The organism is Thalassobius vesicularis, assembly GCF_004799325.1.
GTDB classification, from domain to species: Bacteria; Pseudomonadota; Alphaproteobacteria; order Rhodobacterales; family Rhodobacteraceae; genus Thalassobius; species Thalassobius vesicularis.
Genome location: NZ_SSMD01000003.1, coordinates 425,655 through 445,101, shown reverse-complemented (window position 1 = coordinate 445,101; position 19,447 = coordinate 425,655). Strand labels below are relative to the sequence as shown.

Below are 19,447 nucleotides of genomic sequence, written 5' to 3'. Positions count from 1 at the left end.
TTCTCAAAAAGTTCTTTACTTCCTGTTAAGGAAATGAGAACAAATAAGCAACACGCGACAACGAGGAGCCGCCGCCATGTTCCGCCAGATTGCTGAAATCGTCAGCCGTACCGAAGAGACGCTGTTCGCCGACATGATCGGTGTGGCCGCGCTGATCGTGATGACCGTCGCGGCGCTGCACCTGCCGAGTTTTATCTGAGTTTCTGCCTGCGATCCGATCCCGGTCCGGCTGCGACGCAAACATGTCCAACATTGCGTCAGACTGCCTGTCCCCGTCTTGTCGGTTTTCTGCCTGATCCGACCACGCCGGACCACCCCAATCGGAGACGCCACTTTGCCGCCGCCTTCCCCCAGGAAGTGCGGCGGTTTTTTTATGCGGCCTTGCTGGCCTGATCCATCGCTTCGAGCGTCGCCTCGAGCGTCAGCATGATCGAGGCGTGGCGGTTCTTGTATTCGCGGGCGGGACGCAGCACCTCGAGATCCGCAAACGGGGCGTCGGGGGTGGGGCCGTCCTCTTTCAGCAGGGCCTTGAGCTGGTCGCGGGCCGTGGCGATCTGGTCTCGGGTGCAACCGATTGCGTTGGCACCGACCACCGCCGCCGAGGCCTGACCCAGCGCGCAGGCCTTCACGTCCTGCCCGAAATCGCTGATCTTGCCGTCGCTGACCTTGATATCCACGGTGACGGTCGAGCCACAGAGCGGCGAGCGTTTTTTCACGCTGGCATCGGGGGCGTCCAAGCGTTCGTCATGCGGGATGTCGGCCGCCAGCGCCAGAATGCGGGCAGAGTAGAGCTTGATCAGGTCGCTATCGGCGCTCATGGGTTTTCCTTCGTCTGTCTGTGGCATAGATAGGGGGCCAACCCGCAGATGCAAAAGGTTTATCCCATGTCGTTCGACCCTGCCACGCTGAAATACTCCGACCAAGGTCTGATCCCGGCCATCGCGCAGGATCACGAAAGCGGCGAGGTGCTGATGATGGCGTGGATGAACGCCGAGGCCGTGGCGCGGACGCTGGCGACGGGCAAGGTGACCTATTGGAGCCGCTCGCGTCAGGCGTTCTGGGTCAAGGGCGAGAGCAGCGGGCATGTGCAGGAGCTGGTGGATTTCCGCGTGGATTGCGACCGTGATTGCCTGCTGGTGCTGGTGCGGCAGACCGGGCCGGCGTGTCATACCAATCGGCGCAGCTGTTTTTATACGGCGGTGCGCGACGGGGCCGAGGTGGAGCTGATGAAGCCCGAGGCGTAAGGGGGGCGCTGCCCCCCACGTTGAAAATCGGGGATTTTCAACGCTCCCCCCGGGATATTTGGGAAAAGAAGAAGGGCTAGGCGAGATTCACCATGCGGCGGATGTCGTGCGGGGTGGCGCCTTCGGCCCGGTATTTCGCGATGGCGCGGGCGTCGTCGCGTTTGGCGAGGCGTTTGCCCTGAGCGTCGCGGATCAGTCCGTGGTGGTGGTAGATCGGCGTCGGAAGGTGCAGGAGTTGTTGCAGCAGGACGTGGATTTGCGTCGCCTCGAACAGGTCTTCGCCGCGGGTGACGTGGGTGATGTGTTGGGCGGCGTCGTCGAGCACGACCGAAAGGTGGTAGGACGTGCCCATGTCGCGGCGGGCAAGGACGATGTCGCCGACTTGGCTCAGGAAATCGGTGGGGTCGATGGTGTGGGTGCCTGCGCGGGTGCCGGTCTCGGTGAAGCGGAGCGGGCGGGCCATCGGGCGGTGTTGCAGCACGTTGAGCGCGCGCACGACGTTCAGGCGCAGGGCGGTGTCGGGCAGGGGCTGGGTGCTGTCGGGGATGTGGCGGCAGGTGCCGGGGTAGACGATGCCGTCGGGGCCGTGCAGGGGGGCGCCCTCTTGCGGGGCCGAAGCGGCGGCGGCGATGTCGCGGCGGTTGCAGGTGCAAGGGTACAGCAGGCCGCGCGCCCAGAGGTGTTTCAGCGCGGCGCGGTAAAGCGGCAGGCGGTCGGATTGGCGCAGGACGGGGGTGGGCCAGGTGAGGCCCAGCCAGGTCAGGTCGTCGTAAATCTGCGCTTCCCACTCGGGACGGGCGCGGGATTGGTCGATATCCTCGATCCGCAGGAGGAAGGTGCCGCCGGCGGAGCGCGCCATGTCATGGGCGAGGAGCGCAGAGTAAGCGTGGCCCAGATGCAGCGGCCCGGTCGGGCTGGGGGCGAACCGGGTACGCATCTGCATCAGCTTTGGCTTTCAAGCCATTGAGAGAACGCCTCTTTCGCGCGATCCGTGTAGCCTTTGTAGCGGTCCTTACGGCCTTTGCGGCCACCGCGCAGCCCGTCGAGCGGACGGAACAGGCCAAAGTTCACGTTCATCGGCTGGAAGGTTTTCGCCTCGGCCCCGCCGGTGATGTGGTGGATCAGCGCGCCCATCGCGGTGTCCTGCGGGGCGGTTTGCAGCGGCTTGCCGAGGATCTCGGCGGCGGCCAGACGGCCAGCCAGCAGGCCCATCGCGGCGGATTCCACGTAGCCCTCGACCCCGGTGACCTGACCGGCGAAACGGATGTTCGGACGCGAGCGCAGGCGCATCTGGTCGTCCAGCAAGGTGGGCGAGTTCAGGAAGGTGTTGCGGTGGATGCCGCCCAGACGGGCAAAGTTGGCGTTCTCCAGACCGGGGATCATACGGAACACGCTGGATTGCGGGCCGTATTTCATTTTTGTCTGGAATCCCACGATGTTATACAGCGTTCCTAATGCGTTGTCGCGGCGCAGCTGGACCACGGCATAGGGCTTGTTCGCGGGATCGTTGGCGTTGGTCAGGCCGACGGGTTTCATCGGGCCGTGGCGCAGGGTTTCGCGGCCGCGCTCGGCCATGACCTCGATCGGCAGGCAGCCGTCGAAATAGCCGGCGGTCTCGCCCTCGTGGAACTCGGTCTTGTCCGAGGCGAGGACGGCGTCGATGAAGGCCTCGTATTGCGGCTTGGTCATCGGGCAGTTGATGTAGGCCTTGCGCTCGGCCTCGGTCTCGCCCTTGTCGTAGCGGGACTGTTCCCAGGCGACGGACATGTCGATGCTGTCGGCATAGACGATGGGGGCGATAGCGTCGAAAAACGCCAGCCGTTCCGAGCCAGTCTCGCGCTGGATCGCGGCGCCCAGCTTGTCCGAGGTCAGCGGGCCGGTGGCGATGATCCAGTGGCCTGTCGTGGGCAGTTCGGTGATCTCGCCATATTCGACGCGGACATTGGGGTGATCCATCAGTGCCTGCGTCACCGATTCCGAGAACGGGTCGCGGTCCACGGCCAGGGCGCCGCCGGCGGGCAGGCGGTGGCGGTCGGCCATGCCCATGATCAGCCCGTTCGCGGCGCGCATTTCCCAATGCAGCAGGCCCACGGCGTTCTGTTCGTCATCGTCCGAGCGGAACGAGTTCGAGCAGACCATCTCGGCCAGGTTGCCGGTGCGGTGAGCGAAGGTTTCGACCTTGGGGCGCATTTCGTGGATAACGACCTGAACGCCCGCGTTGGCCGCCTGCCAGGCGGCCTCGGATCCGGCCATGCCGCCGCCGATGATATGAAGAGTGTTGTCCATGCGCCGCGATTTAGGGCAGGCGAGGGCGTTTGGGAAGCCCTGTTCGTGGAAACTAAGCTGAGGAAGAGGACGAGTGGGTCACCAGGGCTGGTCAGGAGCCAGAGAGATTGGCCCAGAGAGACGACCGCCGTGGTGACCCACACTCGCATGATCAAGAGGCTCATCACTTCCTCTTTGATCCATCTCTACCACCCGAATTTGAGGCGGAAAAGTGGCAAATGTGAAAACAATTGGGCGCAGAGTGGAAACGACCTCGGAACCCGTTGTTATCACAGTGAAAACCGGTGCTGCGCTGCGGCGGTTGCGGTTATTGCTGCCAATCCGGCGTGCGTTTTTCCAGGAAGGCGGCGATTCCCTCGGCCGTGTCGCGGTAGAGCATGTTCTCGACCATGACATCGCCGGTATAGGCATAGGCCTGGTCCAGTGGCATCTGGATCTGGTTGTAGAACGCCTCTTTCCCGATTTTGACGGCGGCGCCAAGTTTCGAGGCGACCATGTTCGCCATCTCCTCGGTCGCGGCGGAGAGCTGATCGTGCGGGACGACGCGGTTGATGAGGCCCAGATCCTCGGCCTTTTCGGCGGGGATGAAGGTGCCGGTGGACAGCATCTCGAACGCTTTCTTGCGGGGGATGTTGCGCGACAGCGCCACCATCGGAGTCGAGCAGAACAGGCCGATATTGACGCCGTTTACGCCAAAGCGCGTGCCCTCGGCGGCGATCGCCATGTCGCACGAGGCAACAAGCTGGCACCCCGCAGCGGTGGCGATGCCGTGCACCTGCGCGATCACCGGCTGGGGCAGCTTTTGCACCGACATCATCATGCGGGCGCAGCGTTCGAACAGGTCCTTGAAATAGGCCTTGCCGCCGTCCTCGGCCTGACGGCCCGCGGTCATCTCTTTCAGGTCATGGCCCGCGCAGAACGCCTTGCCCTCGCCGGACAGGATCACGGCGCGGATCGAGCGGTCATTCGACAGCGCGTCGAATTCCGACTGTAGCGCGGCCAGCATCGCGTCGGACAACGCATTCAGCGAGCCCGGGCTGTTCAGTTTCAGGTGGGCGACCGCGCCCGTGTCGTGACGTTCCAGGATTGCCATCTTGTCCTCCTCGCAAATCACGGCAAGTCTAGGCCGAAGCGAACAGGGAGGGAAGCGATGGCCGTAAAAATGTCGGCGCAGGATTTGACAGCGTTCATGGCGGTGGAATTTCCGCAAGTGAACGAGGATTTCGTCATCGAGGAGGTCCGCGACATGGCCGTCCGGGTGCGGATGCCCATCGCCTATCGCCACCTGCGGCCGGGCGGAACGGTGTCGGGGCCCAGCATGTTCGCGCTGGCCGATTGTGCCATCTACATGGCCGTACTGGCGATGATCGGCCCCAAGGGTCTGGCCGTGACCACAAATTGCAGCATGGATTTCATGCGCAAGCCCGAAGCGGGCAAGGATTTGATCGCCGAATGCCGCCTGCTGAAGCTGGGGCGTGTTCTGGCGGTCGGGGACGTGCTGATCTACTCGGACGGGCTGGCGACGCCGGTGGCGCGGGCCTCGATGACCTATTCGATCCCACCGAGATGAAAAAGAGCCGGGGACTAGCCCCGGCCTCAAGTACATTCCAACGCGGACGGGGTCGTTACGCGCGCCAGAATGGGCGACGGGCCTCCGTATAAGCCACGTCACGTTCCAGACCGATATCCGCCAGCTGCGCGTCGTTGAGGCGCGCCAGCGCCTTTCGCGTGCGGTATCGGCTGTCCCATTTGGTCAGGGTCACCGCGAAAGCCATTGCCCAGCGGGCTGCGACCGGGGCGGTTTGCCCCAGATCGTAAGAAATGACGTGTGCGGCGGTCAGAGCGCTGCCCTGAGACATGGGACCAATCCTTCAATTGTATTGACACAATGTAGCGGTGTTGCTACGCCTATATTGATACAATTAAGCGTACAAAGCGTCTAGGAAAACATTGTTATGGGTACAAATTGGGTTCCGGACCTGAGCGAAGCGGGGCGATCGAAGTACAAAGCCCTGGCTGACGGGATTCGCGCGGCTGTAGCCGAGGGCAAGCTGACCAGCGGCACGCAGCTGCCTCCGGTGCGGGAGTTGGCCTATCAATTGTCGGTGACACCGGGGACGGTGGCGCGGGCCTATTCCGTGCTGACCGAAGAGGGCGTTTTGCAGGCCGGTGTCGGGCGGGGCACCTTTGTGGCCGAGGGCGGCGCGCCGGTGGATGAGGCGGTCAGCTGGCCGCGTGTTCTGAACCTGCGTAGCCCGCTGTTGCCGGATGTCGGGCAAAGCCTGCTGTTGCGCGATGCGATGCGCAAGGTGGCCGATACGATGCCGGGGCCGGAGTTTATGAACTATCCCGACCGCCGTCAGGACTTGCCGCTGCGCCGAGCATTGCGGCGCTGGATGGCAGACCTGCCGATTGGCAACTTCACCGCCGAGGATATCGTGCTGACCCACGGTGCGCAAAACGCGCTGATGCTGGTGCTGCAGACGGTGCTGCAGGGGCCGGATCCGGCGGTGGCGGTCGAAAGCCTGACCTATCCGGGCTTTCGCCGTGCGGCCGAGCTGTGCCGGGCACGTGTCGTCGGTATCCCCTGCGATGACGAGGGGCCGATCGTCGCGGCGCTGGAACAAGCGGTGCGCGAGCAGGGGGTGCAGATTTTCTGTACCTCGTCCGAGGTCAACAACCCGACCGTCCGCCACACCAGCTCTGCGCGCCGCCGAGAGATCGCGGCGCTGGCGCAACGGCTGGGGCTGCATGTGCTGGACGACGACTGCTATGCCATCGGGCCGCACAAGGACGAGAGCTATTACTCGCTGCTGCCCGAGCTGGGGTGGTATGTGTCCTCGACCTCCAAATCGCTGACGCCGGCGTTGCGGGTGGGCTATGTTGTGGCCCCGCGCCCGCGGGTGGCTGATCTGGTGCGGACGGCGACGTTTTCCTATTTCGGTCTGTCGCGCCCTCTGACGGAAATCGCGCTGGAGTTTTTGACCGACCACAGAATGCTGAGCGTCGCCGCCAAGGTGCGCGCCCGGATGAACGAGTTGGTGCGCCTGACGGTGAACCATCTGGGCGGGCATCAGGTGGCCTGGCACGAGGATGTGCCGTTCCTGTGGGTGGCGCTGCCGTTTGGCTGGCGGGCGGCGCAATTCGCACGCGCGGCCGAGGGGCAGGGGGTGATGCTGAAAGGCGCCGAGGAGTTCGTCCTGCGCGACGCACGCGCCCCGCATATGATCCGGATTGCGGTGAATGCGCAGGTCGATACGGCGCGATACGAGGCCGGAATCATCCAGGTCCGCCAGTTGCTGGACAACCCGCGCGAGGAATTCACGGTCTGAGGGGGTGAAAAATGTGGGGTATTTTAATACCTATTTTTTAACTAATTGATTTTACGTCATAAATTGGCGTTTAGCGCGCTTGACTGTATCCGCACACCCTATATAACGCCGCAATCGAATTCGGGCGGGGGCCTTTGTGCCTTTGCCTTCACTTGAACAAGGGTAATCCCGCGATGAAAACCTTCTCTGCGACTCCGGCAGACATCGAGAAAAAGTGGATCGTGATCGACGCTGAAGGCGTCGTTCTGGGTCGTCTGGCCTCGATCGTTGCCATGCGTCTGCGCGGCAAGCACAAGCCGTCCTTCACCCCCCACATGGACATGGGCGACAACGTCATCGTCATCAACGCCGACAAGGTGCAGATGACCGGCAAGAAGCGCACCGACAAGAAATACTACTGGCACACCGGTCACCCGGGCGGCATCAAGCACCGCACTGCCCAGCAGATCCTGGAAGGCGCCTATCCCGAGCGCGTCGTGACCGCAGCGGTCAAGCGCATGCTGCCGGGCAACCGTCTGTCGCGTCAAGTGATGACCAACCTGCGCGTCTACGCCGGGGCCGAGCATCCGCACGTCGCCCAGAACCCCGAAGTTCTGGACGTGAAGTCCATGAACTCCAAGAACACCCGGAGCTGATAAATGGCCGAACAAATCAATTCGCTGGAACAGCTGGGCGCAGCCACCGGTGCCGTCGTCGCCGAAGTTGAAGCCCCCCGCGAGCCCGTCCGTGACGAGCTGGGTCGCTCCTACGCCACCGGCAAGCGTAAAGACGCTGTCGCACGCGTCTGGATCAAGCCCGGTTCGGGCAAGGTCAGCGTGAACGGCAAGGACATGGATGCGTATTTCGCACGTCCCGTTCTGCAGATGATCCTGCGTCAGCCCTTCCAGGTTGCTGGCGTCGAAGGTCAGTTCGACGTGATCGCCACCGTCAAGGGCGGCGGTCTGTCGGGCCAGGCCGGTGCGGTCAAGCACGGCATCTCGAAAGCCCTGCAGCTGTACGAACCGTCGCTGCGTGGCGCGCTGAAGGCCGCTGGCTTCCTGACCCGCGACAGCCGCGTTGTGGAACGTAAGAAATACGGTAAGGCCAAGGCCCGCCGCTCGTTCCAGTTCTCGAAGCGTTAATCTTCGCGATCAAAGTTTTGGAAAGGCCGTCCTTCGGGGCGGCCTTTTCGTTTTTGGGTTGTCGCACCAAGACAGCGGGCAAAGAAAAAGGCGGACCCGAGGGAGCCCGCCTTCTTGCGCCAGATTGGAATGGCGTCGCCTGTATTACTTCACGGTGAAGTCGTAGCTGGCCGTCAGAGTGATCATCGGTGCCGAGACTTCCGAGTCTTCGAACAGCACTTCGAACGACACTTCGTCGGTCAGGCCGTAGACGAACGACAGCTCGCCGTAGTTCACGTCAGCTGCGTCACGGCCGACCAGCGGGGTGATGGTCCACTTGTCCAGCGCGAAGGCCAGCGCGATGCTGTTGTCGGTGGTTTCTGCATCCGGATCGTAGACCAGCTCGTAGGTGGCCGACACGGTGTCCGAGAACGCATAGGTCAGGTCGGTGGTGATGTCGTAGGCCCAGTAGCCCGAGTTGTTGCCGTAGTAGCCGGTCACGTAGACATCGTAGCTGAACTTGTCGTTCACTTCGTTGGCATAACCGACATACAGGTCGTACTCGAACTCATCGATCGGGTCGTCCAGCGAACCGATCCAGATGCCGCCGTACAGACCGCCGTACGCTGCCTGAACGTAGCCTTCGACGTCATCTGCGACGTGGTCCAGATCGTTGTCGAAGTACAGGTTGGCTGCGACGCCGCCCGAGATTTCGACGGTGCCTGCATAGGCGCCCAGCGGCAGGAGGCACAGCGCAGCGGCTGCACAGAGAGTGGTACGGGTGAACATATGTTATCCCTTCATTCCGTATTGTTTTGACAGTGCCCGATTGGTGCCTGGTCGGGACCAGTACTTGGTCCGGTTGGGTAAGGGATCGAAGCCTGAGTATTTTACTGCGATTCGTTTCCGATGTCCCGCCCGGTCATGCATTCAGCATTTGCTGCGTTGCAGAATTTCCGCAATGGGGATTTGTAAAACTGGCGTAACGGAAAGGGGCAGAACTGTTGACCTGCCTAAAATTTAAGCACTCATTTATCCGGCGCGATCAGTCCCAGACCTCGCAGGTAAACGCCGATGCCGGTTTCCAGCAGCTCTTCGGGGGCGAAGGGGGATTGCGTGCCGGGCGAGTTGCGGGCGAATAGCTCGACCACGCCGTGGCTCAGCGCCCAGATATGGGCCGAGAACATCGCCGCGGGCGGGCGTTTTTCGGGGGGAATGTGCTGTGACAGGTCGGCCGCAGCCTTTTCCAGAACACCGCGCGCGCGGGTGGCGATCTGGGCCAACTCGGGCGTGCGGTTGACCGAAATGCCGGATTCGAACATCGCGATGTAGTGGCCCGGATATTTGCGCGCAAAGGCCAGATAGGCGCGGCCGGTCGCCTCGAACGCCGCCAGCGCCGAGGGCTGGCCCTTGTCATAGGCGTATTGCATCACGTCTGCGAAAATCTCGTAGCCCTGGCGCGCGGCCTCGGCGATGAGGTCCTCGCGGCCCTCGAAATGCCGGTAGACGGCGGCGGGGGTGACGCCGGCCTGCTTGGCCGCCTCGGACAGGGTGAACCCGGTCGGGCCCTTGGCCTCGATCAGCTCCAGCGCCGCCTCGACAAGGGCCTGACGCAGGTTTCCGTGATGATATCCGCGCTTCTTAGGCATCCCAGATGTCCGGTCCGCCACAGATCGAGGGATCGACCGGGCCGATTGCTTTCTCGTTCTTGTGGGCGTAGTCGATCGAGTGCAGCAGGTGCCGGATGGCGGCCAGCCGGGCGCGTTTCTTGTCGTCCGAGCGGATGATCGTCCAGGGCGCCTGGGGCGTGTGGCTGCGTTTCAGCGTCTCGGCGATGGCGGCGGTGTAGTCATCCCACTTTTTCAGCCCCTCTACGTCGATCCAGCTGAGCTTCCACTGTTTCAACGGATCCTGTTCGCGGTCCAGAAAGCGGCTCAGCTGTTCGGCTTGGCCGACGTTCAGCCAGAACTTGATCAGGTGGATGCCTTCTTCGACCAGCATCTTTTCGAAATCGGGGACCTGCGCAAAGAAGTGTTCCCGCTGCGTGTCGGTGCAGAAGCCGAACACCTTCTCAACAACACCTCGGTTGTACCACGAGCGGTCGAAAAACACGATCTCACCGCCCGAGGGCAGGTGGTCGACATAGCGCTGGAAATACCACTGGGTGGCCTCGGTCTCGGTAGGTTTCGACAGGGCCACCACGCGGGCACCGCGCGGGTTCAGGTTTTCGCGGAACCGCTTGATCGTGCCGCCCTTGCCCGAGGCGTCGCGCCCTTCGAAGACGATGGCGATGCGGGCGCCGGTGGACTTGGCCCAGCTTTGCAGCTTTACCAGTTCCACCTGCAGCTTGGCCATGTCCTTGGAATAGGGTTTCGAGGCCAGACGTTCGCTGTGCGGATAGGTCGGGTTCAGGATATCGCTTTTCTCGGCGCGCTTGATGGCGTTGCGCACATCGTCCGGGGCGCCTGTGTCGTAGAACGCGCTGATTGCACCGTCAAAGGGCAGGTCCATGGGCCTCTCCATTTGTTTTCAATGCAATATGGCGTTGCGCGAGGCCAAGTTCAATCCGGCTCGGGACGCGGCGCGGTCGATTGCGGCGATCACCTGGGGTTTGCAGACGTGTTGCGGCATGTGGCCGATTCCGGGCAGGACGGTCAGATGCGCGCCGGGGATTTGCCGGGCCAGCGGTTCGGAATGGACGGGCAGGCCGACGATCATGTCCGCGCTTCCGTGCAGCATTTCGACGGGAACCGCGATGCCCGGATAAAGCGGGCGCAGGGCGCGGATTTCCTCGTTCAGGTTGGCGCGCTGCAGGGCGTTCGCGCGCAGTGCCGGGCGGCGCAGGGTCAGCGCGGCCCCGATATGGTCGTTGTAACCGGCGGGGGGGAGCTGCGGGGTAAAGACCGAGTCCAGCTCGCGCTCGACCCGCTCGTCATGCACCCATGCGGTCAGGAACGGGATCGCCACGGGTCCGATCCAGCGGTGCGAGAGGACCTGGTAGTAGGTCGGCAGCGGCCCGTCCCAAGTCTGCGAGGCAGCGGCCAGCAGCACCAGCGCCGACAGGTTTCTGGGGCAATGCACGGCCCAGGCCAGCGCCACCGCACCGCCATAGGACTGGCCCACGACGATGGGTTTTTCGGCCCCCAATTGGGCGGCGGCACGGGCGAGGGTTTCGGCCTGCTGGCGGATCGTGGCCCCGGTACGGTTGATGCGGTCGGACCAGCCCAGACCGGGGCGGTCGAACACGATCACACGGTAGCGCCGCGCCAGCTGATGCGCCAGATCATGGGTGTAGTCGCGCGTATTGCCCGAGGCGCCGTGGATCAGCACCAGATCGGGGCCATGCCCCAGCACCACAGCATGAATGCGGTGGCCGTCAACGCTCAGGAATTGGCCCTCGGGCGGGTAGTCGCGGGCGGCGCGGGCCTCGTGCCGTGACGCTTTCCACAGCGTCAGGGCGACGAAGCTTGCAACGGATATTCCCATAAATACCAGTAGGTTGAGGGCCAAAGTTGATCCTTATTTGCGCCAGTCCGTCGAGGCCGAGCCGATCTGGTTCATGTCATACGGCGTGGTCAGGTAGATCTCGGAAATCCAGTTGCCGTACAGCAGGTGGGCATGGCTGCGCCAGCGGTTCTGCGGCTTCTGGTTGGCGTCGTCGTTCGGGAAATAGTTGAACGGCATCTGGATCTGAGCGCCCTCGATCTGGTTGTTGGCAAGGTCGCGCTGATATTCCTCGTTCAGGGTGCCGCTGTCATATTCCAGGTGGTTGAAGATGTAGATCGCCCGATGCGCGGCATCCTCGACCAGCGCGGGGCCCACCACGTCCGAGTGCAGCAGGATCGGCAGGCCGGCGGCCTCGATCTCGTCGCGGCGCATCTCGGTCCAGCGGCTGACGGGCATCAGCATGTCGTCAGAAAATCCACGCAGATAGGGGCTTTGCGGGGCAAAGTTCATGTGGCGGTAGCAGCCGAACAGCTTTTGATCCAACACGTATTTCTGCACGTTGTGGAAATAGTGGATCATCGCCATGCCGCCCCAGCAGACGCCGAAGGTCGAATGCACATGGGTCTGGGTCCAGTCGAACACCTCTTTCAACTCGTCCCAATAGGTCACCTCTTCGAACGGCAAGTGTTCAATGGGCGCGCCGGTGATGATCAGCCCGTCGAATTTCTGGCCCGAGGCCTTCACCTCGGAGAACGGGCGGTAGAAGCTTTCCAGGTGGTCCGCGCCGGTGTTCTTCGACTCGTGCTCGCTCATGCGGATCAGGGAAAACTCGATCTGCAGGGGCGTGGCACCGATCAGCCGGGCGAACTGGTTCTCGGTCTGGATTTTCTTGGGCATCAGGTTCAGCAGACCGATGCGCAGGGGCCGGATGTCCTGATGCGCGGCCATCTCCTCGGCCATGACCATCACACCCTCGCGCGTCAGCACGTCATAGGCAGGCAGGTCACGAGGCAGTTTGATGGGCATCTTTCAAGCTCCGGTTTGGGGGTCTTAGGTAGGGCGCCGGTCAGCGGCGCTCAAGGGCGGTGGCGATCAATTGGTCGAAATCATCGGCGGTGCGGACCTGGGCTATCTCCTCGGCCTTGACGGTGACCCCCCAGTTGCGCGCCATCGCGGCATAAAGCGGCTGGCGATGGGCCAGCGCCTGGGCATAGGTCCAGCGGATGAAGGCGTCGGGGTCCACCTTGCTTTCATCAATGCCGTTCAAGGCCAGGTATTCGCCCCAGACGCGCTCCAGAAACTCGGCCTGATAGGACATCGGCTTGGGCGCGCGGTCGAAACGGCGGATCAGCTCGGCGGTATGCGCGTCCGAGCCTTCGATCCAGATCAGCAGCGTGTGCTTGGCCAGCGTCTTCAGCACCAGATCGTCGGGGTCGTTCGGGTTGACCCACTCGCAGATCGACCCACCCGTATCGCAGATGAAATGCGGGTAGCCATACAGCGCCTCGGCCCGTTCGATGAAATAGGGCGTGTCCAGCAGGGCGGCGATTTCAGCGGTGCGGAATTGCGACTGGCGGCGGGTGTATCCGGCGTAAGGCAGGCCACCCTTGGCCACATCGCCCGGCTTGCCCAGATAGGACGACACCGGCGTCAGGTTCTCGAACGTGATGTTGGACCCGATATAGATCGAGTCAGACATCAACAGCTCGCGCAGGAACGGCACTTTCATCGCCTCGCGCTTGGCGTTGTCGGCGATGTATTCGCCCATGTAGCGCGTACCGATGCGGTAATCGATCGAATAATGGAACCACTCACCCTGATCGCGCAGCAGGTTCGACACAAAGGTCTTGCCCAACCCGGACATGCCGAAGAACAGGATCTTCTTTTTCGGGGCGTTCAGCCAGTCAGATGCGGTGTCGTACAACATGTCCCAATCCCTTGACGCGCCCGCAGTCCTAGCGGCGCGGGCTTGCCCGGTCAAACCCATTCAGCGGCGGGTCTCGCTCCAGATGTTCAGGTAGTTGCCGCCAAAGATCACCGCAGCCCCCAGCACGACCCACAGGTCCAGCGCCTCGCCATAGACCATCATGCCGACGACGGCGATCAGCGGCAGGCGGATGAAGTCGATGGGAATGACCACCGTCGCCGGGGCCAGCCGCAGCGCGGTGGTCAGGCAGAAATGCGCCAGCAACCCGGCGCAACCGATCAGCACCAGCCAAGGCGCAGATTCGGCCGAGGGCAGGGCGATATCCCCGTCAAACCCCGCGCAGATCAGGCCCAGAACCGCCTGCATCAGCGTCAGGTAGAACATGATGCAGGTGATCGTCTCGGTCCGCGTCAGCCGCCGCGTGGTCAGGATCGAGCCGGCAAAGCCAACAGCCGCCAGCGCCGCCGTCACTTGTCCGAATTGCAGGCTGTCCGGCGTGGGCCGCGCCACGATCAGCACACCGACAAACCCGATCAGCGCCGCCAGCACACGCATCGGCGTCAGCCGCTCGCCCAATACCAGAGGTGACAACACGATCACCCAGAGCGGAGCGGTAAACTCCAGCGCAAAGACCTGCGCCAGCGGGATTGCGGTCAGCGAATAGAACCACAGGTTCTGCCCGGTGAAATGGCTGACATTGCGGATCAGATGCAGACCCAGATTGCGCCGCGTCACTTGGCCCAGCGTGCCTGCCGCGCCTGCGACCACCAGCACGATCACCAGCCCAACCAGGCTGCGATAGGTCATGATCTCGAAAGTATCCAGCTCCAGGCTCACCGCCCGGCCGGCAATCGCCATCGAGGTGAACGAGGCAATCGCCCCGCTCATCCACAGGGCGGCTTTCAGAACCTGCGCGCGCTGCTCCATTCCGCCCTTCTTCTTTTTCCAAATATCCCGGGGGAGTCGCCCATAGGGCGGCGGGGGCAGAGCCCCCTCCCGCGTTATTCCAGCTCGATGGTTCCCGGCGGCTTCGAGGTGCAATCGTAAAACACCCGGTTCACGCCCTTGACCTCGTTGATGATCCGCGTCGCGGTCTCGCCAAGGAACTCGTGGTTGAACGGATAGTAGTCCGCCGTCATCCCGTCCACCGACGTCACCGCCCGCAGCGCCACCGCGTAATCATAGGTGCGCCCGTCGCCCATCACGCCAACAGTGCGCATCGGCAGGATCGCGGCGAAGGCTTGCCAGATCTCGTCGTACAGACCGTGCTTGCGGATCTGGTCGATATAGACGGCGTCGGCCTTGCGCAGGATCTCGAGCTTGTCGCGGGTGATCTCGCCGGGGCAGCGGATCGCCAGACCCGGTCCGGGGAAGGGGTGGCGGCCGATGAAGCTGGCCGGCAGGCCCAGCTCGTGACCCAGCGCGCGGACTTCGTCCTTGAACAGCTCGCGCAGCGGCTCGACCAGTTTCAGGCCCATCTTTTCAGGCAGGCCACCCACGTTGTGGTGCGACTTGATCGTCACCGAGGGGCCGCCGCTGAAGCTGACGCTCTCGATCACGTCCGGGTACAGGGTGCCCTGCGCAAGGAATTCGGCGCCTTCGATCTGGTCGGCGTATTTCTGGAACACGTCGATGAACAGCTTGCCGATGGTCTTGCGCTTGACCTCAGGGTCGGAAACGCCTTCGAGCGCGCCCAGGAACAGATCGCTTTCATCGGCGTGGATCAGGTTCAGGTTATAGTTGTCGCGGAACATTGCGACGACCTGCTCGGCCTCGTTCAGGCGCAGCAGACCGTGGTCCACGAAGACGCAGGTCAGCTGATCGCCGATCGCTTCGTGCAGCAGGATGCCGGTCACGGACGAGTCGACGCCGCCGGACAGAGCGCAGATCACTTTCTTGTCGCCAACCTGTTCGCGGATCTTGGCGATCATTTCCTCGCGATAGGCGCCCATCGTCCAGTCGCCCGAGAAACCGGCCAGTTTCACGAAGTTTTCGTAGAGCGTGGCGCCGTTCGGGGTGTGGTGCACCTCGGGGTGGAACTGCACGGCAAAGAAGTTGCGCGCCAGATCGGCGGTGATCGCAAACGGAGCCCCCGGAGAGGTGCCGTAAACCTCGAAACCCGGTGCGATCTCGGCCACGTGGTCGCCGTGGGACATCCAGACCTGCTCCTTGCCTTCAAGGAACCAGCCGTTCAGGAAATCGGCGCGGGTGTCGGCGGGGGCGACATAGGCGCGGCCAAACTCGGCGGTGGCGTGTTCGCCCGCTTCGACGCGGCCGCCCAGGTCGTGCATCATGACCTGCTGGCCATAGCAGATGCCCAGGATCGGAACGCCCAGCGTGTAGGCCGATTTCGGCGGACGGGGCGAACCCTCGCGCATCACCGAGTCAGGCCCGCCCGAGAAGATGATCGCCTTGGGGGCGAACTCGGCCAGGAAGGCGTCGGTGACGTTCTGGTAGGGGTGGATTTCGCAATAGACGCTCAGCTCGCGCAGGCGACGCGCAATCAGCTGCGTGACCTGGCTGCCGAAGTCGATGATGAGAAGGCGGTCATGGGATGTCTGGGTCATGTATGCCCAATAAGGCCGCACGGTTTGGCGTGCAAGAGGCTCCGCATCGCGGGGGACGCGGAGCCGGTGTTTTTACCAGCGATACGTCATGCCAATGGCAAATTCGTTCTGGTTCATGCGCAGAGTCACCGGCTGCGTCGGCGCCAGCGACGGGTTGGTGCCGGTCACAGTCGCGTTCGGGACATGGGTAAAGGACGTGGTGATGCCCCAACGCTCGTTGATCTGGTAGCTGGCCCCGACCGAGATATGCAGACGCGGCGTGGCAGGGGCGACGATGTTCAGCAGCGCCTCTTGCGACTCGATGAACTGGGACGCAAAGGACACGCCGCCGCGCAGGGTCAGCTTGTCCGAATGGCGATAGATCGCGGCCAGACGCAGTACATCCATGTCTTTCCAGCCGAAACCGGGGCCATCATCGGCCCCGAACGGCGTCGTGATGACTGCGCCACTGTTCGAGATCGCCGCGACATCGCTGTAGAAGATGCGCTGCACTTCGCCGCTCAGCGTCCAGCGCGGGTTCGAGGGGGGCGTGTAGGCTGCCCCGATCGTCGCCACGGGGGGCACGTCGAAATCGCCCTGTTCAGCGAAAAGCCCTGCGTATTCGTCGAAATTGCTCATCTGCATGCGCGAGCGATAGGCGACGCCGATGCTCCAGGCCTGGTTCGGCTCATAAAGCAGGCCCAGGTTGACGCCGCCGCCCGTGGACCACGAGTCGCCGTTGTTCGTCAGGCGCGTCGGGTCCATTGAGAAGGCCGAGAAATTTTCGAACCCGGTCGCGCTGAACCGTTGCACCGCAAAGACCGGGGCGATGCCCAGGGTCAGCTGATCGCTGACCTGGTAGCTGTAGTTCAACGAGATGAACAATTGTTCCAGATTAACGCCCAGCGGGGTGCTACCGGCCAGACCGAACCCCGGCACGAAGACGTTGCTGGAATATTCGGTGTTCATGCCGCCATTGCCGAACATGAACAGGCCCAGGCTGGAACGGTCGTTCAGCTTGAAGTTCACGCCGCCGCAGGGGATCGCGAAGATGTCGTTGGCGCTGGTGTAGCTGCCCGGTGTCAGCCCGCCCGCGCCCGAGACGTCGAACCCGCGTTCCGGCGCAAAGATCGTCAGGCAGAACCCGGCCTGGTTGCCGACCTTCATCCCCATGGCGGGGTTTTGCGCCAGACCCAGAACACCCGTGGGAACGGCCACGCCGGACCCAGCCAGCCCTTTGGATGCGCCGCCGTATCCGTTGGCAAAATATCCGTTCGTGGCCAAGGCGGGCGAGCCTGCCAAAAGGCCAAGCGCTACCGCTGCGCCGGCCGTTGATCGGCGGCACAAAGATTTGATTGTCATTAATTTTCCTCTCCCTGGTGCCGGCGCGGCGGTCTCCTCCTTGCCGCGCAGACATGTGATGCTTCGGCCGGTTTTTTGGTGGCCTGATTATTGATTCCGGTGAAATGAATCATTCCGGTTTAGAGATATTTGCATAGTGGAATGTGACCTGTCACCCGTTTTGTCACAATGCGAAAGAGGGGGCGCATACGGCCCGCTTTGCCGCCCCGAGGTCGTTTTTGCGTGTCATAAGCCGGTTTCCGGCCAAAGCCGCCGAAACGGGCCGCGTAAAACTAGGGATAACGAACACTCCAGGAGAATCAGGGATGAACGACGAAGCAACGCGCAAGCGCAGAGGTGGCGGTGGGGCCGTGCGGCGGGCCGAGCGCAGCTCGGTCTCGTTCGAGACGGCGAAATATATCGAGCGCAACATCCCAAATCTGGAAATCCTGAACGAAGAGGCGCTGGAGATCATCGAGACCAACGCCGAAACCGTGCTGGCCGAGATCGGTGTGAACTTCGTCAACAACCCCGGCGCGCTGGCACTGTGGAAAGACGCCGGCGCGGATGTCGAGGGCGAGCGGGTCCGCATTCCCCGTGGCCTCGCGCGGGAGTTGTGCAAGACTGCGCCGCGCAGCTTCACCCAATACGCCCGCAACCCCGCGCGCAACGTCGAGATCGGCGGCCGCAATCTGGTGCTGGCACCGGTCTACGGCCCGCCCTTCGTGCATGACATGAATGGCGGTCGTCGCTACGCCACGATGGAAGATTTCCGCAATTTCGTGAAGCTGGGCTACATGTCCAAATGGCTGCACCACTCGGGCGGCACCGTGTGCGAGCCGACCGACGTTCCGGTGAACAAGCGCCACCTGGACATGATCCACGCCCACATGACCCTGTCGGACAAGCCGTTCATGGGCTCGGTCACCGAACCCAGCCGCGCACAGGATTCGGTCGAGATGTGCGAGATCCTGTTCGGTAAGGAGTTCGTGCAGAACAACACCGTGATGACCTCGCTCATCAACATCAACTCGCCGCTGACTTTCGACGATGTGATGATGGGCTCGCTCGAGGTGTACGCCCGTAACAACCAGGCCTGCATCGTCAGCCCGTTCATCGTGGGCGGGGCCATGGCGCCGGTCTCTGTGGCCGGTACGCTGACCCAGGTTCTGGCCGAGGTTCTGGCCGGGATCGCCTATTCGCAGCTGGTCCGCAAAGGCGCGCCGGTGATTTTCGGGGCCTTCGTAACCTCGATAGACATGAACTCGGGCGCGCCCACCTTCGGCACCCCCGAGGCCGCGCAGATCACCTATGGCGTCGGCCAGCTGGCGCGCCGTATGGGGCTGCCTTACCGGTCGTCGGGCGGGTTTACCGGCTCCAAGCTGCCAGATGCGCAGGCGGGTTACGAAAGCTCCAACTCCTTGAATATGGGGCTTTTGTCGGGCGTCAACTTCATGCTGCACGCCTGTGGCTGGCTCGAAGGTGGTCTGGTGTCGTCCTACGAGAAATTCGTGATGGATGCTGACCAGCTGGGCACCCTGCACAGCATGGCCGCCGGGATCAGCATGGACGAAAACGCCCAGGCGATGGACGCCATCCGCGAAGTGGGCCCGGGCGGTCACTACCTCGGCTGCGCCCACACCCAGGCGAACTTCAAGAACGCGTTCTGGCGGACGCAGGTGCTGGATTACAAGCCGTTCGAGACCTGGGTTGACGATGGATCGCGTGACACGATGGCGCTGGCCTCGGTCCGGGTGAAGAAGATGCTGTCTGACTACGTGCAGCCCACGCTGGACCCGGCGATTTCCGAGGCGCTGTCCGCCTATGTCGCCCAGAAAAAGGCGTCGATGCCCGACGCCTTCGCGTAACGGTCATTCAAGCGGGGGCCGGTTCCGTGCTGGCCCCTGCGCGCAGAATCTGCGCCTCGGCCATCAGAGCGATCAGGATTTCGACATGCCGCGAGGGTGAATACTCCGCGGCATTTTCTTTGCGCTGATCGTTGTATTCTGCCTCCAGCTCGATCAGCCGGATTACGGCCTCGCCATTGCGGGGCAGGTGGGGCGTGCCAAGAAGGCGCCGCAAGTGGACGTTGCGCTTGTAATCGGTCATTCCAAACCGCGCGGCTCGGATCAACAGGCGCGGCCGATGGATGGTATTCAGCAGGCTAATCAGGTCCAGCATGGTGGCCTCCGTTCAGTTTGGGTCCCGAATGTATTGCACACGC

General features: G+C 62.9%; 22 protein-coding genes. 7 read left to right on the top strand and 15 right to left on the bottom strand.

The window, feature by feature from the left end:
- Positions 1-76: 76 nt before the first annotated feature.
- Complete coding sequence (locus E7681_RS19280) at positions 77-199, top strand: hypothetical protein (protein WP_281277656.1); 123 nt, start codon at positions 77-79, stop codon at positions 197-199.
- Positions 200-371: 172 nt separating this feature from the next.
- Here the strand turns inward: E7681_RS19280 and E7681_RS08615 are convergent, their stop codons facing one another.
- Positions 372-818, bottom strand: coding sequence for an iron-sulfur cluster assembly scaffold protein (locus tag E7681_RS08615; RefSeq protein ID WP_136338861.1), 447 nt, complete (start codon positions 816-818; stop codon positions 372-374).
- Between the two features lie 48 nt (positions 819-866).
- On the opposite strand from E7681_RS08615, the gene hisI reads away from it, so the two are divergent.
- Positions 867-1,244, top strand: a complete 378-nt coding sequence (gene hisI, locus E7681_RS08610; protein ID WP_136338860.1) for a phosphoribosyl-AMP cyclohydrolase — start codon at positions 867-869, stop codon at positions 1,242-1,244.
- A gap of 76 nt (positions 1,245-1,320) precedes the next feature.
- Here the strand turns inward: hisI and gluQRS are convergent, their stop codons facing one another.
- From gluQRS to E7681_RS08595, 3 genes are all read right to left on the bottom strand, one after another.
- Positions 1,321-2,187, bottom strand: a complete 867-nt coding sequence (gene gluQRS / locus E7681_RS08605) for a tRNA glutamyl-Q(34) synthetase GluQRS (protein ID WP_136338859.1) — start codon at positions 2,185-2,187, stop codon at positions 1,321-1,323.
- Complete coding sequence (gene trmFO, locus E7681_RS08600; protein ID WP_136338858.1) at positions 2,187-3,530, bottom strand: methylenetetrahydrofolate--tRNA-(uracil(54)-C(5))-methyltransferase (FADH(2)-oxidizing) TrmFO; 1,344 nt, start codon at positions 3,528-3,530, stop codon at positions 2,187-2,189. The genes gluQRS and trmFO overlap by 1 nt, the downstream gene beginning before the upstream one ends.
- A 307-nt stretch (positions 3,531-3,837) precedes the next feature.
- Positions 3,838-4,623 (bottom strand): enoyl-CoA hydratase, encoded by a 786-nt coding sequence (locus E7681_RS08595; protein WP_136338857.1) that lies wholly within the window; start codon positions 4,621-4,623, stop codon positions 3,838-3,840.
- A gap of 57 nt (positions 4,624-4,680) precedes the next feature.
- Between E7681_RS08595 and E7681_RS08590 the strand changes: the two genes are divergently transcribed.
- Positions 4,681-5,100 carry a PaaI family thioesterase gene (locus E7681_RS08590; protein ID WP_136338856.1) on the top strand — a complete coding sequence of 140 codons (420 nt, stop codon included), beginning with the start codon at positions 4,681-4,683 and terminating at the stop codon, positions 5,098-5,100.
- Between the two features lie 55 nt (positions 5,101-5,155).
- On the opposite strand, the gene E7681_RS08585 is transcribed toward E7681_RS08590, so the two are convergent.
- Positions 5,156-5,389, bottom strand: a complete 234-nt coding sequence (locus E7681_RS08585) for a DUF1127 domain-containing protein (protein WP_136338855.1) — start codon at positions 5,387-5,389, stop codon at positions 5,156-5,158.
- Positions 5,390-5,485: 96 nt separating this feature from the next.
- Between E7681_RS08585 and E7681_RS08580 the strand changes: the two genes are divergently transcribed.
- The 3 genes from E7681_RS08580 (at position 5,486) to rpsI (ending at position 7,983) form a co-directional block, all read left to right on the top strand.
- Entirely contained in the window at positions 5,486-6,862 is a 1,377-nt protein-coding gene (locus tag E7681_RS08580) for an aminotransferase-like domain-containing protein (protein ID WP_136338854.1), read from the top strand.
- Positions 6,863-7,035: 173 nt separating this feature from the next.
- Complete coding sequence (rplM, locus tag E7681_RS08575) at positions 7,036-7,497, top strand: 50S ribosomal protein L13 (protein ID WP_136338853.1); 462 nt, start codon at positions 7,036-7,038, stop codon at positions 7,495-7,497.
- A gap of 3 nt (positions 7,498-7,500) precedes the next feature.
- Positions 7,501-7,983, top strand: a complete 483-nt coding sequence (gene rpsI, locus E7681_RS08570; RefSeq protein WP_136338852.1) for a 30S ribosomal protein S9 — start codon at positions 7,501-7,503, stop codon at positions 7,981-7,983.
- A 144-nt stretch (positions 7,984-8,127) separates the two neighbouring features.
- On the opposite strand, the gene E7681_RS08565 is transcribed toward rpsI, so the two are convergent.
- The 9 genes from E7681_RS08565 to E7681_RS08525 form a co-directional block, all read right to left on the bottom strand.
- Positions 8,128-8,751 carry a TorF family putative porin gene (locus tag E7681_RS08565; RefSeq protein ID WP_136338851.1) on the bottom strand — a complete coding sequence of 208 codons (624 nt, stop codon included), beginning with the start codon at positions 8,749-8,751 and terminating at the stop codon, positions 8,128-8,130.
- 239 nt (positions 8,752-8,990) lie between these two features.
- Positions 8,991-9,611 carry a TetR/AcrR family transcriptional regulator gene (locus tag E7681_RS08560; RefSeq protein WP_136338850.1) on the bottom strand — a complete coding sequence of 207 codons (621 nt, stop codon included), beginning with the start codon at positions 9,609-9,611 and terminating at the stop codon, positions 8,991-8,993.
- A complete protein-coding gene (gene ppk2 / locus E7681_RS08555; protein ID WP_136338849.1) occupies positions 9,604-10,473 on the bottom strand; it encodes a polyphosphate kinase 2 in 870 nt (289 codons plus the stop codon). Before ppk2 ends, E7681_RS08560 begins: the two co-directional genes overlap by 8 nt.
- An 18-nt stretch (positions 10,474-10,491) precedes the next feature.
- Positions 10,492-11,448, bottom strand: coding sequence for an alpha/beta fold hydrolase (locus E7681_RS08550; protein WP_136338848.1), 957 nt, complete (start codon positions 11,446-11,448; stop codon positions 10,492-10,494).
- 33 nt (positions 11,449-11,481) lie between these two features.
- On the bottom strand, positions 11,482-12,435 hold the full coding sequence (locus E7681_RS08545) for a homoserine O-succinyltransferase (RefSeq protein WP_136338847.1): 954 nt from the start codon (positions 12,433-12,435) through the stop codon (positions 11,482-11,484).
- A gap of 40 nt (positions 12,436-12,475) precedes the next feature.
- Positions 12,476-13,336: an ATPase gene (locus tag E7681_RS08540; protein ID WP_136338846.1), complete on the bottom strand. Its 861-nt coding sequence runs from the start codon at positions 13,334-13,336 to the stop codon at positions 12,476-12,478.
- A 60-nt stretch (positions 13,337-13,396) separates the two neighbouring features.
- Entirely contained in the window at positions 13,397-14,263 is an 867-nt protein-coding gene (locus E7681_RS08535) for a DMT family transporter (RefSeq protein WP_246032442.1), read from the bottom strand.
- A 74-nt stretch (positions 14,264-14,337) separates the two neighbouring features.
- Positions 14,338-15,903, bottom strand: coding sequence for a glutamine-hydrolyzing GMP synthase (guaA, locus tag E7681_RS08530; protein ID WP_136338845.1), 1,566 nt, complete (start codon positions 15,901-15,903; stop codon positions 14,338-14,340).
- A 72-nt stretch (positions 15,904-15,975) separates the two neighbouring features.
- Entirely contained in the window at positions 15,976-17,244 is a 1,269-nt protein-coding gene (locus E7681_RS08525) for an OmpP1/FadL family transporter (protein ID WP_136338844.1), read from the bottom strand.
- Between the two features lie 305 nt (positions 17,245-17,549).
- On the opposite strand from E7681_RS08525, the gene E7681_RS08520 reads away from it, so the two are divergent.
- Positions 17,550-19,091, top strand: a complete 1,542-nt coding sequence (locus tag E7681_RS08520; protein ID WP_136338843.1) for a trimethylamine methyltransferase family protein — start codon at positions 17,550-17,552, stop codon at positions 19,089-19,091.
- A 7-nt stretch (positions 19,092-19,098) separates the two neighbouring features.
- Here the strand turns inward: E7681_RS08520 and E7681_RS08515 are convergent, their stop codons facing one another.
- Positions 19,099-19,404, bottom strand: coding sequence for a DUF6477 family protein (locus E7681_RS08515; RefSeq protein WP_136338842.1), 306 nt, complete (start codon positions 19,402-19,404; stop codon positions 19,099-19,101).
- Between the last annotated feature and the right edge of the window lie 43 nt (positions 19,405-19,447).